Below are 14,905 nucleotides of genomic sequence, written 5' to 3' on the forward strand. Positions count from 1 at the left end.
CACCACCAGTACTTGCCAAAGTTTTGCGGATTCGCCCAGAACTGAGTGGGGTATGGCGGCAGGCCAAGCGTAGCGGGCTTCATAGAGGACCTCAAGGAGTTTGGTGACAAAGCTGGTGACAGTGTTGGTGACAGACAGCGAGACCGCAAGGGCGAATTAACCGGGGTCCTTAACGCGCCCACGGGCACCCATGCGAGGGCCTACGGGGGAGCCTGCGCGGGGAGTCTTGTAATGGTGGTCTCTCAGATTTTTCTGTCAGATTCTCAAGGGGGCCTATGAGTCCACAACCAGAACCCCAGTTGAACGGCCAGACAGACCCAGTAGAGGGCCTGTAGGTGGTCCATGAGGGGTTCTCCTATTGGTTGATGGTTATTTGATGACCCTGCCCCACTGGTCGATGCGTGAAGCCTTGGAGGCTCGCTTGGCTTTAGCCTTGAGGGCCTTCGTCTCGGACACGTTGAGGTTAATCTCTTGGGCCTTCTCACGGAGCCAGTCGAGACCACGGGGTTTTACCCGCCATCCTTCACGGTTACCGAAGTCCGATGAGACCTTTACAAAGGCCCCCACCTCAAAGCCCTTCTTGTGTGGCCGTGGTGAGCCATCTCGGGTCCCGAAGTTGTCTAAGGGGTACACGAAGGCTTTCATGGAGACCAGAGCCTCAAGGGCAAGGCGTGGCTGTTGAATACCAGCAACCCGGCAAGCCTCAGTCCATGTGAGACCAGAGCCTCGGGCTTTCATGTCGAGGGTCGAAGCCTTGGGCATGTTGGCGTCCAAGAGAGCATCCTTATGCCGAAGCTCACTGACAGCATTGTTGCGCTGTGCGACGAAGGCACCAGCGACCATCAGGTAGAAGTCCGTCGAGACCCACATGGCATAAGCAATTGTCCCCAGTTCGTCAGCGAAGGTGCCGCTGCCGTCCAAGCTCCGCAAATTTCCGGAGGTTCGTAACTCCATGGAGACCGCATTGCGCCACTCAGACGGAGACTTAGAGTCCGGGAGGTCGAGACCCTTATGGATTTCGTTGAGATGCCACATCCGGTCCTGATTGGCAGTGAAGATCTTGCCCATGAGGGCTACGGGGATTGGGTTGTTGCTCATGTTCATTGTCTTGTTCCTCTTGTTTGCTCCCTCACGTTCGCTCCCACGGCCCAGCGCAGAGACCCGACAAAGGTTCTGGACGGTGGCATGAAGAAGCAAACAGGAAGACTCTGCGATTGGGTGGGTGTGCCCAGCGACGGGCAGGTGCCCTATCACTTCAGGATAGGGGTCTGATAATTTGGCAGCTCAAATCTGAGCCACGAGATTTCAGCTCGTTGAAGCCGTGCCCCTGCCGGTCCCTCTTTAGGTCCGGCCTTACGGGGCGCTTTTAGATCAGCTCAGGGCAATGCGAGTGACCATCGGGAACGGCACTTGGACAGTCTGAAGACCATCGGTAGTCAGTTTCACCTTGACCATGCCATTGGCGATGATGTCCACCTCAGCCATGATCTCAAGGTCCCAGCCTTGGGCGTTCGGGTTACGGGTCGCTTCAATGCGCCAGATGTTGCCGTCCCGGCGCTCACGGTAGCTCAGGGAGGTGAACAGCTTGGGCAACATGAAGATGCCGTGGTCGGTCCCAGTGTACGGCTGTACGCCTGCGCCAATGAGGTCCTCAATAGAGTCCTGACCAGCACGTTGAGCAGCACGCTCAAGGACAGCCACCAGAGACACTGGGAGCAGGATCACGAAGTCACTCAGCGAGGTCCCTACAGTCTGGTTAACGTGGGTCGTGAGGATGTCGATGAGGTCCTCAGCGATCTCGGCAGGCTTGCCCGTTGGCTTGGCCTCAGAGACGCTCTCGGTGCTTGGGGCAGTCGCCAAGATGGCAGCGACCTGACCGGCTGCACTGTGCTCGATGTCACGGAGCATCTTGTCAGCGGTTTGCTCCATAGATTGGACGGTGAAGCCTGCCATCAGATTGTGGTCGAGGATGGTGACGCGGTGGCTGATGACCAATGCCGTGTCTGTTGCCTCGGTGAAGATCACAGAACCGGCCAGCACTTCACCCTTGTCGATGGTCTGGTTATCCCAGTTCTTGCGAGGGTCGAACTTAACGGAGCGGTCAGCCATGGTGATGATCTGTTGACCAGTGGCCTCAGAGCCAGCCGGACGGAACTCACAAGGAGTCGCCTCCATGGCAGCCTCTCGCCACTCATCGCCGTTTAAGTAGTCCTCAGCGGCTTCCACGAGGGCCTCCACATAGACGGAAACATCGGTGGCCGCTTGGGTCTCTGGACGGACATCGGCAGTGTTGAATCGGATTGACCCGGTGTTTCCATCGACAATGGCAGTGGAATAGGTCGAAGGCTTGGTGTACTCGAATGGTTTAGTCATGATTTTTGTCTCCTGAATAGATGAATGAAGTGGTTGTGTGTCGAGGTGCTGTTACCAGCCAGCGCTATTGGCACGGGAGGCGGCACGGATACGGGCACCATGCTCACGAATGGCAGCGTCTCGGGCTTCCTTATCGGCCTTCGCTTGGGCGATCTCACGAGGCGACCATTCACGGCACCGCTCGGCATGGGCATTGGCCTCAGCCTGCAAGCGAGCACGCTCCTGAGCCTTCTGGTATTGGTCTTGGCGGTACTCTCGGGCAACTACGGGAATCGCTTGGAGCGATAGACCGGCCTCATCGAACGCCTTAACGATCTCGAATTGCTGGCCCTTAACGGTCCCGCATTGGGCGACCAGCATGGGCAGCATGATGTTCTCGACGTACTCACGGGTCTGGGTTTGGCCGCAGATGGTGACTTCGTTCTTCAGGACTTTCGTGATAGTGATTTTCATGGTTTGGGTTCTCCTATTGGGGACCCTTTGATTCGTCCTTGCGCCATAGACGCGCACGACCAGACGGCCAAGGAGAAAGCCTTCGCGGGCATCTTCAAGGACGATCAAAAGGTTCTGGGTTTCAAATGGTTTTGATGACGCTGATTCAGGACATGGCAACCCATAGGCTCCATCGACCAGAGGCACTTGCCGGATGGAGAAGTCATTTTTCAGGGTCTTTCCCTTCTCGTCCTTGTTGATGTCGATGACGGTGATCCCGTCCACTTGCTTTATGTCGTCCTGAGTCAGTTGGTACAGCTCGCCAATGCGGGCACCTGTGAGGACTCCCAGAGACAGTGCCCAGCGCTTCCAGTCGGTCACAGGCAAGGTATTAGCGTGGTCCATGATGGTCGCCACTTCCTCACGGGAGAACGGTCTACGCTCGCTTTCAGCGCCTTTCTCGATCTTCAGGCCCTTGTCATAGGAGCGCTCAAGGAAGCCATTGTTTACGGCCCAATCCATGACAGTGGATAGCTGGGTCAATAGCTTGTTGACTGTCAGGACCTTGCGGCCATCCATCACACGCTCTTTGAGCGCCACCATGTCAGCTCTTGAGTGGGTCTTGATGTCGAGGTCCCCGAGAAGCCCCGAGAGAGTCCTACAGTTCGATTGAATGGCCTTCAGGGTCGAACCTTCCACGTTGCCTTGGCGTTCCTTGATGAACAGCTCAGAGAGGCCCTCGAAGGTAATCGGGTCTGTCGAGGACGCATTTACAGATAGGGACACGGAAGGGGCTACAGACGTGCTACAAGACAGCTCTCCAATGATCTCTGTGAGTTCCTGAGGGCGACCCTCAAGACGCTCCTGAGCAGCCCTGAGAACCCGCTGGCCTGTCCCGATGGCTCGCTGCTGGCTCCCAGTGAACCGACCCAGCGAGGCAGCCTCAGCGAGGTGGTTGCTCATCTGGTCATAGATTTCCATGTAGAGGCCCCGTGAGTCCTCGCTATGGCCCTGTAGGGCGTCCTCAGCGATCTCCTTGAGGCGCTCCTTGAGGTCCTCCCACGAAGCCTCAGGGCGGTCGAGGTGGAAGACAGCCAGTGTCTTGAGGATGTCCTTTGAGAACTGCATAGCGGTTGGCCTATCGGTGGAACGGAGAGAGATGGCGAGACTACGGGTTGAGCATCCCCGAGGGCGAACTCTCAGGTAATAGATTCCTGACCGTCTGTAGTGCCAGACCGAAAGGGCCTGAGCTGGTCGTTGGTGACAAGGCTGGTTACAGGCTGGTGACAGTTGGCCCTGCTCGGGCATAGCTTCGATAGCGTTCATGGTGATGTAAGCCCTTGATATTCATGGGTTTACCACCAGTACTTGCCAAACATTTCCGGGTTGGCCCAGAACTTGGCATTGAGCCAGTCCGGGACCTGCTTGTAGTCATGTAGATCATAGGTGAACAGGCTCAGCACCTGTTCGTCGCGACGGAATTTCTCGCTGGCCGACAGCGCCAGGGCGAAGAAATCGGTGTCCTGCCAGCCACAGGCGGACAGGTCGGCCAGTACCGCGACCCTGCTGGCATTCAGATTGCGAATGCCGCCGAGCAGTTCCAGCCCACTGCGCTTGGGCAAGTGCTCCAGGCAGTCGACCAGCACCGCGAGGTCGAAACGTTGCGCCGCCAGGTCGGCAGGCAGCGGACCGGGCGCAGCCACTGACAGCTGCACCGTCGGGTGGGCTGCGGCAAAGGCCTCCAGGGCCGGGAAACGTGTGCCGACCAATAGCAGGCGCGCGGGGGCGAAGCGCTCGAGAAGGGCCGCCAGGGCCTGTTGGGGGGTACGCTGGGAAAAACCGTCGGTCATTGCCAATCCTCGTTCAGGTCGCTCAAGACTAGCGGTCCCAGCCCTGGCGGCAAAGAGGCGCGGCGTCGCGTCGTGGCTTATTGCTGGCAGAGAGGGAATAGGCGGTCTTTACTCCCAGAGCATCGGTTTTGCACCGATCCCCCTAGGAGAAGCAACGAAAATGAGCATAGTACGCACAGCGATACCCCTGGTTCTGCTCACCAGTGTGTTGACTGGTTGTGCAGGTTTGCAAAAAACCGACTGGCCGAAGTGTGCTGCCGTCGGGGGCGTGGGAGGCGCAGCCCTGGGCGCCATCGAAAGCTCCAGTTGGGCCGGCTGGGGCGCGTTGCTCGGCGGTGGCCTGGCGGCGGGCTACTGCTGGGCCCATGGCGACGGTGACGAAGATGGCGATGGCGTGCCCGACAGCCGTGACAAGTGCCCTGGCACCCCGCGCGGGGTGCAGGTCGATGCCAACGGTTGCCCGCCCGAGCCGGTCGCCGTGGTCGAGGAAGTCGTCGTGGTCGAGAAGGAGGAAGTCATCGTCATTCGTGACGTGCACTTCGAGTTCGATTCCGCGCGCCTGACTGCCACCGACAAGGAACGCCTGAACACCATTGCCACGCGCCTGAAGCAGGAAGCGCCGAGCGCTCGTCTGAGCGTGACCGGCCACACCGACAGCGTCGGCTCCGACCGCTACAACCAGAAACTCTCCGAACGTCGTGCCCACTCGGTGACCGACTATCTGGTGAGCAGCGGCGTGCCACGCAGCAGCTTCGTTTCGGTAGTGGGGGCAGGCGAGGCCCAGCCGGTGGCTGACAATGCCACGGCTGATGGTCGTGCGATGAACCGGCGCACCGAGATCAAGATCCAGCGCTGACGGCCCGCGCCCACGTCTTTAGCCGTGGCGTGGGCGCATTCACCGGGGACATGATCCATGAATACCTTGTCGAAGACGGCTGTGTCGCTGCTGCTGGCCTCCAGCCTGCTGAACGGGTGCGCTACCCACAGTGATGGCAGCGCCCCCCTCAATCAACGGACCTGGCCGGTCTGCAGTCTGCTCGGCGGGCTGGTCGGTGGCGGCCTGGGTGCGATCGAAAGTTCCAGTTGGGCGACGGGGGCCGGTGTTGCCGGAGCCATTGCCGGTGGCCTGATCTGTTATGCCCAGGACGGTGACGAAGATGGCGATGGGGTGTTCGACCGTCGTGATCGTTGCCCGGACACCCCCAAAGGTACGGCGGTCGACCACATGGGTTGCCCGCTTGCGCAGTATCCGCCTTCGACGCCCAAACCCGAGGCTCCAGCACCTGCGCCTGAGGTGATCACCCTCGACGATCAGGGCCAGGTGCTGTTTGCGTTCGACTCTGCACAGTTGTCGGCCGCTGCCCAGCAGCGCCTGCAAGCGCTGTTGCCGAAGCTCGGCGATCCCGGCGTGACCGCCATCAGGGTGATCGGGCATACCGATAGCGTAGGCACCGACCGCTATAACCAGGGCCTGTCCGAGCGCCGCGCGGCCAGTGTTGCGCAGTACCTGATCGGCCAGGGGCTGTCGCCGGCCAAGGTGACCAGCCAAGGTCGCGGTGAAAGCGAGCCGGTGGCCGACAACGACACCGACGAGGGGCGAGCGAAGAACCGACGGGTGGAGCTGCACCTGAACTGAATCGCCTCTGGCGCGCGCCCTGGCGCGGCGGTACTGTTGTGCGCACGGCCCGCTCGAACGGGCCGCGTGCACATAACAAGACAGTACAAGACAGTCGGGGGGCGGGGTATGAAGTTCATCCTGGGCCTGGGCAAGGCCCTGACGGTGGTTTTCTGGTGGGTGGTGCTGGTCAATCTGTTGATGCCGCAGCCCCTGCCGTTCAATCTGCTGATCAATGCGGCAGGCATCACGCTGCTGGGCTTGCATGTGCTGGAGGTGTTTTTCTTCAACGCCAGCCTGCGCGGGCGCAGCCATCGCTGGTTCGATCGCTTGCAGATCCTGCTGACCGGCATCTTCCATGTCATGTCCATTCCCCGTCCGCAGGAGGCTTCGCGCCATGCGTAAGTTGATGTTGCTGGCCGCGCTGGCCACCCCGCTGGCCCAGGCCGAGAGTCTCGAAGTCGCTGCCCATTCGATGCTGCGCCTGCCGAACAAGTCGTCCAGCGTGCACCTGGAGCGTGTGCAGGTGGCCGACTCGGCGACCTTGCTGCTGCCGGCCACGCTCACCGCGCTGAAGATCGATCATCTTGAACTGGGACGCGATGCGCGCATTGCCATCGCCCCGGCGCAAAGCGCCTTGAGCATCGAGGCGAGCAGTGCCGTGCTGGGCGTCGGTAGTGAAATCAGCGCGCCGGGGGCGCCGGGCAGCTACGAGCGTGCGGCGCGCCCCGGTCGTGACCTCGACCTGCGCCTGCAGACGCTGGAGGCCGAGCAACTGTCGATCGACGCCCGTGGCGGCGCTGGGGCACCGGGCTATGCTGGCCTCGATGGGGGGAATGGCACGTCTGGAGGTTGTACCTGGGGCACTGCCAGCCGCGGCGCGAACGGTGACAACGGCGGCAACGGGCATGACGGCGCGGCCGGAGGAAGGATTCGCCTGGCCCTGCCGGCAGATTTCCCGCAGGAGCGCATCCAGGTACGCCTCGATGGCGGTGCACCGGGCAAGCCGGGCGCTGCCGGCAAGGCCGGGCAGGGTGGTGCGAGCAAAGGGTGCCTTGTGTATCGCACCGAGGCCGGTGCCAACGGTCGTCCGGGCCTGCCAGGGCAACCGGGGCTTGCCGGTACGGCGGGGGAGTTGATTCTGCAGCGGCTTTGACACATGCGCTTTACGCGGCCGAGCGTTTGCGTTTCCAGGGCTGCGTCGCGGCCCTGGGTCAACGACTTCAGAACATGACGCGAGCGCTGGCCACTGCCACCACGGCAATGCCCAGCAGCAGGTTGATCCCCACCATCCGTCGGATCCTGCCCAGCACCCCGGCACCCGCCGGCCAGTCCTCGGCCTGCACCGCAGCGCGCAGCTCCGGCAGCAGCAGCGCGTGCACGCGCAGGAACAAGGCAAACATCACGATCCCGCCGCCCATCATCAGTTGTACATAGCGGGGCGCGGTCTCGAAGCCGGAAAATCGCAGGTGCAACATGCCGATACCACTTATCGCCAGCACCGCTATCGCCAGCCAGACCCATCCGAAGAAGCGTCGGAATACTTCCACCCACAGCCGCAGCCGCGCGGGCCCTTCCAGCGCTGCGACAGTCGCCGGGCGCAGTACCAGCCAGGCGAAGAACATCCCGCCAACCCAGACAAGGGCGGCCAGGACATGCAGTGTGTAGGGCAGGGCAAAGGCGAGCATCCGGATCTCCATGCGGCATAAAGGGCAATAGCGGGGTATGATAGCCGCCCCATGCGAAACACTGAAAATATATCCAGCCCTTTGGGCGCCCGCAGACCATGATCAGCAACGAACTCAAAGCCACCATCCAGGGCGCCTATTCGCGTTTTCTCGAAGCCAAGAGCCTCAAGCCGCGTTACGGCCAGCGCCTGATGATCGCCGAAGTGGCCAAGGTACTCGGCGACATCGCCTGCGATGATGAAGGCCGTCGGGCCGGCGAGCCTGCCGTGGTCGCGGTCGAGGCCGGCACCGGTACCGGCAAGACGGTCGCCTACAGCCTCGCCGCGATTCCCGCCGCCAAGGCCGCCGGCAAGCGCCTGGTGATCGCCACCGCCACCGTCGCCCTGCAGGAGCAGATCGTCTTCAAGGACCTGCCCGACCTGATGCGCAACAGCGGTTTGAACTTCAGCTTCGCCTTGGCCAAGGGGCGTGGCCGCTACCTGTGCCTGTCCAAGCTCGACGTACTGCTGCAGGAGGGTCACGCCCAGTCGGCTACCGCCCAGCTGTTCGAGGAAGAAGGCTTCCATATCGAAGTCGACGAGCGCAGCCAGAAGCTGTTCAACAGCATGATCGAGAAACTGGCCGGCAACCGTTGGGACGGCGACCGCGACAGTTGGTCGGAAACCCTCGAGGACCAGGACTGGGCGCGCCTGACCACCGACCACAGCCAGTGCACCGGCCGGCATTGCCCGAACTTCCAGCAGTGCGTGTTCTACAAGGCGCGCGAAGGCATGGGCAAGGTGGATGTGATCGTCACCAACCACGACATGGTCCTGGCCGACCTGGCGCTGGGCGGCGGCGCGGTGCTGCCCGACCCGCGCGACACGATGTACGTGTTTGACGAGGGCCACCACCTGCCAGACAAGGCCATCGGCCATTTCGCCCATTATTCGCGGCTGCGCTCCACGGCCGACTGGCTGGAGCAGACCGCCAAGAACCTCACCAAGCTATTGGCCCAGCACCCGTTGCCAGGCGACCTGGGCAAGCTGATCGAGCAGGTGCCGGAGCTGGCGCGGGAAATCCGTACCCAGCAGCAGTTCATGTTCACCCTGTGCGAGCAGGTCGCCGATTTCCGGCCCGGTGAAGACATGGAAGGGCGTGATCGTCCGCGCTACCGCTTCGAGGGGGGCGTGGTGCCCGAGCAGATCCGCGAGGTCGGCATCGAGCTGAAAAAAGGCTTCGCGCGTCTCAATGATCTGTTCACCCGGCTTGCCGACCTGCTCAAGGAAGGCATGGACGGTGAAGTCAACATCGGCATCGCCAGCCACCAGGCCGAAGAGTGGTACCCGCTGTTCGGCAGCCTGGTCACCCGTGCCCAGGGCAACTGGGAGCTGTGGACCGCCTTCACCGCCGAAGACCCGGAAGACAGTCCGCCCATGGCGCGCTGGCTGACGCTGGCCGAGAGTGGGGCGCTGTTCGACATCGAGGTCAACGCCAGTCCGATCCTCGCCGCCGAAATGCTGCGCCGCAGCCTGTGGAGCGTTGCCCATGGTGCACTGGTCACCTCGGCGACCTTGACGGCCCTGGGCAAGTTCGATCGCTTCCGCATGCGCTCCGGCCTGCCGCGCGATGCGGTGACCTGCGTCGTACCCAGCCCATTCGTGCATGGCGATGCCGGCTTGCTGCGGGTGCCCGATCTGGGTGCCGACCCGCGCGATGCGGCGGGCCACACGGCGGCGATCATCCGCGAATTGCCGAACATCGTCGAAGAAGCCCGTGGTGCGCTGGTGCTGTTCTCTTCGCGCAAGCAGATGCAGGACGTGTTCGATGGCCTGGACCGCGACTGGCGCAAGCTGGTGCTGATCCAGGGCAACCTGTCCAAGCAGGAAACGCTCAACAAGCACAAGGCGCGGGTCGATGACGGTCAGCACAGTGTGTTGTTCGGCCTGGCCAGTTTCGCCGAGGGCGTCGACCTGCCAGGTGCTTATTGCGAGCACGTGGTCATCGCCAAGATTCCGTTCGCCGTGCCGGACGATCCGGTCGAGGCGGCCCTGGCGGAGTGGATCGAGGCGCGTGGCGGTAACCCGTTCATGGAAATCGCCGTACCCGACGCCTCCCTGCGCCTGATCCAGGCCTGCGGTCGCCTGCTGCGTACCGAGCAGGACCGTGGCGTCATCACCTTGCTCGATCGACGCCTGGTCACCCAGCGCTACGGCAAAGCTATTCTCAATGCGCTGCCGCCCTTCCGGCGGGAGATCCAGTAACGGCCGGAGCATGATGCTCCGGCCCGTTGTCCATGACTCGATCAGGCCCATGAGGGCCTTGAAGGAGAGCCACGTCCACATGATCCGCCGTACCTTGCCCGTCGTTTTCACCCTGCTCTTCAGTACCCCGTTGCTGGCAGCCCAGCAGACTTTGTTCAGCTTCGTACGCCCGACTTCGGTCGTCACCGTGACCACCGAGGACACGGGCATGCCGCAGTACAACGCGGAGCAAACAGCCGAAGGCGAGGTGCTGCGGCGCGTGGTGTTCAACCCGGTGGAGCGTCCGACCCTGCGCCTGAGCCCGCAGGCCGGTACCTGGGATTGGTCGACGGGGCAGTTTCTGACGCTACGCCTGCAAAGTGCGATGGACTGGGCCTTGACCGTGGACGTTACGCTGCTGGGCAGCGACGGGCGTACGCTCACCAGCCGCATCGACCTGCCAGCGGGCCCGGCACAAACGGTGATGGTGCCGCTCAAGGCCAGTTCGCCGTTGAGCCAGGGCATGCGTGCCGGTCCACCGATGCCCTGGACGTACGAAGGACAGCGTGTGCTGTTGACCAGCAGCGAGGGTGAGGTAGACCTCAAGCAGGTGGTTTCGATCAGCCTGAGCATTCCGCGACCCAAGGTCGCGCAGAACCTGCTGATCGAAAAGGTCGGGATACAGGATGATGACCAGGCATACCGGGCAGCCTACGGCGATCTGATCGACGCCTATGGCCAGTCCACCCGCGCACGCTGGCCGGAAAAAATCGTCAACGATGAACAACTCAAGGCCGCCGATACGCGTGAACGGCAGCAGCTCAAGGCCTGGCTGGCCGAGCGCGACAAGCAGAAACTGGACACCTACGGCGGCCTGGAGGCCGGCCCGGCCTTCGAAGCCACCGGCTTCTTTCGCACTGAAAAACGCGACGGACGCTGGTTTCTGGTGACCCCACAGGGGCACCCGTTCTACTCGCTGGGCGTCAACGCGGTGGCCGCCGATGGCGGGCGCACCTACGTCGCCGGCCGCGAATCGATGTTCAAAGGGTTGCCCGGGGAGGGTGACCCGCTCGCGGCGTTCTATGGTGAGGGCAACAATGACGACGGCAATGCGTCTTCCCAGGGGCGCGGGTTCAAGCAAGGGCGTTGGTTCGACTTCTATGCTGCCAACCTGCAGCGTACCTATGCCAAGCCCTGCGCCCCTGCGGCCGAGGGCCAGCCGCCAACGAACTGCCCGGCAGCCGGTGTCGATGCCGAACGCTGGCAGGTGCACAGCCTCGATCGTTTACAGGCCTGGGGTTTCAACACCCTGGGTAACTGGAGCGATCCGACCCTGGGTCAGGCCAAGCGCATGCCGTACACCCTGCCACTATCGATTGTCGGCGACTATGCCAGCATCAGCACTGGCATGGACTGGTGGGGGCGCATGCCCGACCCGTTCGACCCACGATTTGCCATGGCCACCGAGCGCGCCGTAGCCATTGCCGCGCGGGACCATCGCGACGACCCCTGGCTGATCGGTTATTTCGCCGACAACGAACTGGCCTGGGCGGCGCCGGGCGATGACCCCAAGGCACGCTATGGCCTGGCCTACGGCACCTTGCGTCTGACCACCGATGTGCCGGCCAAGCGCGCCTTCCTCAAGCAGTTGCGTGACAAATACCGAAACCAGGAGGGGTTGTCGAAGGCCTGGGGCATCGAACTGAAGGCCTGGGAGCTCATGGAGGACCCGGGTTTCGAGGCGCCCCTGCCCAACCCGGAGCATCCGGAAATCGAGCGTGACTACCAGCACTTCCAGCAGGTGTTCGCACAGACCTACTTCAAGACCATCTCCGATGCGCTGAAATGGCATGCGCCCAACCATTTGTTGTTGGGTGGACGCTACGCGGTCAGCACGCCTGAGGCGGTGAAGGCCTGCGCCGAGTTCTGCGATGTGCTCAGTTTCAACTTCTATACCCTCAAGCCCGAGGATGGCTACGACTTCGCCCGGTTGGTCGAGCTGGACAAACCGGTGCTGGTCTCGGAGTTCCAGTTTGGCTCCCGGGACCGTGGCCCTTTCTGGCCAGGGCCGCTCGAGGTGGCGCGTGAAGAGGACCGTGGGCCTGCCTACGGCAATTTCCTCAAGGCAGCCCTGGCTCAGCCGATGATCGTTGGCGCTCACTGGTTCCAATACCTTGACCAGCCCGCCAGCGGGCGCCTGCTCGATGGGGAGAATGGGCATCTGGGCCTGGTCGCTATCACCGATGTGGCGTATTCGGGTTTTGTCGAGGCCGTGCGTCGGAGCAACCAGCAGGCCCTGGAGCAATTGCGCGCGGGGCTTGAGGTCAAGGCGCCCTGAAGGTGACAGTTGGTTCAGCCAAACCCCAAGGTTTTCCTTACAACCTTCCAGCCACATTCAGTATGCAAATCCGCCAACTACTGAAACAATGCACGACTTTGTAAGACAGGTCGTACGGAGAGTAGGCGGGTGCAGATCCAGGGTCACTATGAGCTGAAGTTCGAAGCGGTGCGCGAGGCATTTGCGGCATTGTTCAATGATCCCCAGGAGCGTGGCGCGGCGCTGTGCATCCAGGTAGGGGGCGAAACCGTCATCGATCTTTGGGCTGGAAGTGCCGACAAGGACGGCCAGCAGGCCTGGCACAGCGATACCATCGCCAACCTGTTCTCCTGCACCAAGACCTTCACTGCCGTGACTGCGTTGCAACTGGTGGGCGAGGGCAAGCTGGCCCTGGACCTTCCGGTGATTCGGTACTGGCCGGAGTTTGCCCAGGCGGGCAAGGAAGGCATCACCCTGCGTCAGTTGCTCAGCCATCGCGCCGGCCTGCCGGCAATCCGTGAGCTGTTGCCCGCCGAGGCCCTCTACGACTGGCAGGTCATGGTCGATGCCTTGGCTGCCGAAACCCCGTGGTGGACCCCTGGCAGCGAACATGGCTATGCCGCTATCACCTATGGCTGGCTGATCGGTGAACTGATCCGCCGCGCCGATGGCCGCGGCCCTGGTGACTCGATCGTTGCCCGCACTGCGCGCCCGTTGGGCCTGGACTTCCACGTGGGGCTAGCCGATGAGGAGTTCCACCGCGTGGCGCATATCGCCCGTGGCAAGGGTAATCCTGGTGATGCCGCCGCCCAGCGCTTGCTGCAGGTGACCATGCGCGAGCCCGAGGCGTTGTCGACCCGCGCCTTCACCAACCCGCCGGCGATCCTCACCAGCACCAACAAACCCGAGTGGCGACGCATGCAGCAACCGGCTGCCAATGGCCACGGCAATGCCCGCAGCCTGGCGGGTTTCTATGCCGGCCTGCTCGATGGGAGCCTGCTGGAATCCGAACTGCTCGATGAGCTGACCCGCGAGCACAGCCTTGGACAGGATCGCACGCTGTTGACCCAGACCCGTTTTGGCCTGGGCTGCATGCTCGACCAGCCGGATGTCGCCAACGCCACCTTCGGTCTGGGGGCTCGGGCCTTCGGTCATCCGGGGGCGGGCGGATCGGTTGGTTTCGCCGATCCTGAGCACGACGTGGCCTTCGGCTTCGTCACCAATACCCTGGGCCCTTACGTATTGATGGACCCCCGTGCGCAGAAGCTGGTGCGGGTACTGGGCAGTTGCCTTTGATCGGGTAATGCGGGTAATGCCCGATCCCTTTGACTATCCTCAATGCCAACGCCTCGCGTGCGTGGGCAAAATTTCTTTCTAATTCATGGTGTATCGCTGATGTCCTCACAAAAAACCTTAGCACTTGCCCTGTGCCTGGCCATGACCGGCTGCGCCAGCCACTCCCAGGACGCCTCGAAGGACGGTGGCCTCAGCTGGTGGCCGTTCGGTTCGGACAAGGTTGCCGAACAGGACGTGAAGGACGCGGTGACCGAGAAGGTCGCCCAGGCCGATGCCAAGTCCGAAAGCAGCAGCCGCTGGTGGTGGCCGTTCGGCTCCAGCGACAAGCAGGCCGAGGCGCCCGCGGTACCCAAGATCGACCAGAAGGCTACCCAGGCCTGGCTGGACGAGTATGAACCAAAGCTGCGCGAGGCGGCCAAAGACAGCAAGCTTGAAGTCGAGCGTCGTGACAACGTGCTTGCAGTGACCCTGCCGGTCGACGGCTCCTACAACCCGGACCGCCCGAACATGCTGCTGCCGTCTTCTCTGGGCCCGATCACCCGCGTGGCCAAGATCGTTGAAGGCGATCCGAAGACTGCCGTGCTCGTGCTCGGTCACGCTGACACCAGCGGTGTTGCAGTTGCCAATCAGAAGCTCAGCCTCGAGCGTGCAGCCTCGGTCTCGGCGATTTTCCGCTTGAGCGGCCTGCAGCGTGACCGCCTGACCCTCAAGGGCATGGGCGCAGTGATGCCGCGTGCCGCCAACGACAGCGTCGAGGGCCGTGCCTTGAACCGCCGTGTGGAAATGCTGCTGACGCCGCAGAACACCATGGTTGCGCTGTTGGCCAAGTACCAGCAGGCCGCGCCAGCGTCCGTACCGGCAGCGATGGTCGCCACCCAGGACGCCAAGGCCCCGGCCAAGGCCCCGGCCAAGGCCGTTGAGGCCAAACCGGCCGCCAAGCCAACTGCCAAGGCTGCCGCCAAACCGGCTGCGAAGAAGGCCGTGGCGAAAACCGCAGCCAAGCCAGCCGCGAAAAAACCAGCGGCCAAGCCAGCAGCGAAGAAGACAGCTCCAGCTGCCGACAAGAAAGTCGCCGCCAACAGCCCTGCGAAGACCAATTGATCGTCTGAGGA

General features: G+C 62.5%; 13 protein-coding genes. 8 read left to right on the forward strand and 5 right to left on the reverse strand.

Annotated elements, in window-relative coordinates; genetic code table 11:
* Positions 1–369: 369 nt before the first annotated feature.
* The 4 genes from AC2CGW_RS14420 to AC2CGW_RS14435 all read right to left on the reverse strand — a co-directional run bounded on the left by AC2CGW_RS14420 (position 370) and on the right by AC2CGW_RS14435 (position 4,655).
* A complete protein-coding gene (locus tag AC2CGW_RS14420; RefSeq protein ID WP_484574205.1) occupies positions 370–1,104 on the reverse strand; it encodes a hypothetical protein in 735 nt (244 codons plus the stop codon).
* A 267-nt stretch (positions 1,105–1,371) separates the two neighbouring features.
* The gene (locus AC2CGW_RS14425) at positions 1,372–2,373 is read right to left on the reverse strand and encodes a hypothetical protein (RefSeq protein WP_484574206.1); all 1,002 of its coding nucleotides are present in this window, start codon (positions 2,371–2,373) and stop codon (positions 1,372–1,374) included.
* Between the two features lie 51 nt (positions 2,374–2,424).
* The gene (locus AC2CGW_RS14430; RefSeq protein ID WP_484574207.1) at positions 2,425–3,933 is read right to left on the reverse strand and encodes a hypothetical protein; all 1,509 of its coding nucleotides are present in this window, start codon (positions 3,931–3,933) and stop codon (positions 2,425–2,427) included.
* A 227-nt stretch (positions 3,934–4,160) separates the two neighbouring features.
* Complete coding sequence (locus AC2CGW_RS14435; protein WP_484574208.1) at positions 4,161–4,655, reverse strand: DUF6231 family protein; 495 nt, start codon at positions 4,653–4,655, stop codon at positions 4,161–4,163.
* Between the two features lie 160 nt (positions 4,656–4,815).
* Here AC2CGW_RS14435 and AC2CGW_RS14440 point away from each other — a divergent pair, with 160 nt between their 5' ends.
* The 4 genes from AC2CGW_RS14440 (at position 4,816) to AC2CGW_RS14455 (ending at position 7,426) form a co-directional block, all read left to right on the forward strand.
* Complete coding sequence (locus AC2CGW_RS14440) at positions 4,816–5,511, forward strand: PA1041 family peptidoglycan-binding anchor lipoprotein (protein WP_186668479.1); 696 nt, start codon at positions 4,816–4,818, stop codon at positions 5,509–5,511.
* Positions 5,512–5,568: 57 nt separating this feature from the next.
* The gene (locus tag AC2CGW_RS14445; protein WP_186668477.1) at positions 5,569–6,291 is read left to right on the forward strand and encodes a PA1041 family peptidoglycan-binding anchor lipoprotein; all 723 of its coding nucleotides are present in this window, start codon (positions 5,569–5,571) and stop codon (positions 6,289–6,291) included.
* A gap of 108 nt (positions 6,292–6,399) precedes the next feature.
* Positions 6,400–6,675 carry a DUF1145 domain-containing protein gene (locus AC2CGW_RS14450; RefSeq protein WP_054891766.1) on the forward strand — a complete coding sequence of 92 codons (276 nt, stop codon included), beginning with the start codon at positions 6,400–6,402 and terminating at the stop codon, positions 6,673–6,675.
* A complete protein-coding gene (locus AC2CGW_RS14455) occupies positions 6,668–7,426 on the forward strand; it encodes a collagen-like protein (protein ID WP_288374535.1) in 759 nt (252 codons plus the stop codon). Before AC2CGW_RS14450 ends, AC2CGW_RS14455 begins: the two co-directional genes overlap by 8 nt.
* A 67-nt stretch (positions 7,427–7,493) precedes the next feature.
* Here AC2CGW_RS14455 and AC2CGW_RS14460 read toward each other — a convergent pair whose 3' ends face one another.
* Entirely contained in the window at positions 7,494–7,958 is a 465-nt protein-coding gene (locus AC2CGW_RS14460) for a CopD family protein (RefSeq protein WP_186668473.1), read from the reverse strand.
* Between the two features lie 98 nt (positions 7,959–8,056).
* Here AC2CGW_RS14460 and dinG point away from each other — a divergent pair, with 98 nt between their 5' ends.
* The 4 genes from dinG to AC2CGW_RS14480 all read left to right on the forward strand — a co-directional run bounded on the left by dinG (position 8,057) and on the right by AC2CGW_RS14480 (position 14,894).
* Positions 8,057–10,201, forward strand: coding sequence for an ATP-dependent DNA helicase DinG (gene dinG / locus AC2CGW_RS14465; RefSeq protein WP_054891763.1), 2,145 nt, complete (start codon positions 8,057–8,059; stop codon positions 10,199–10,201).
* Positions 10,202–10,280: 79 nt separating this feature from the next.
* A complete protein-coding gene (locus tag AC2CGW_RS14470; RefSeq protein WP_484574209.1) occupies positions 10,281–12,518 on the forward strand; it encodes a beta-galactosidase in 2,238 nt (745 codons plus the stop codon).
* 129 nt (positions 12,519–12,647) lie between these two features.
* The gene (locus AC2CGW_RS14475; RefSeq protein WP_186720736.1) at positions 12,648–13,793 is read left to right on the forward strand and encodes a serine hydrolase; all 1,146 of its coding nucleotides are present in this window, start codon (positions 12,648–12,650) and stop codon (positions 13,791–13,793) included.
* A 99-nt stretch (positions 13,794–13,892) separates the two neighbouring features.
* On the forward strand, positions 13,893–14,894 hold the full coding sequence (locus tag AC2CGW_RS14480; RefSeq protein ID WP_484574210.1) for an OmpA family protein: 1,002 nt from the start codon (positions 13,893–13,895) through the stop codon (positions 14,892–14,894).
* Positions 14,895–14,905: the final 11 nt, after the last annotated feature.

The organism is Pseudomonas sp. SYWMCR5, assembly GCF_057197165.1.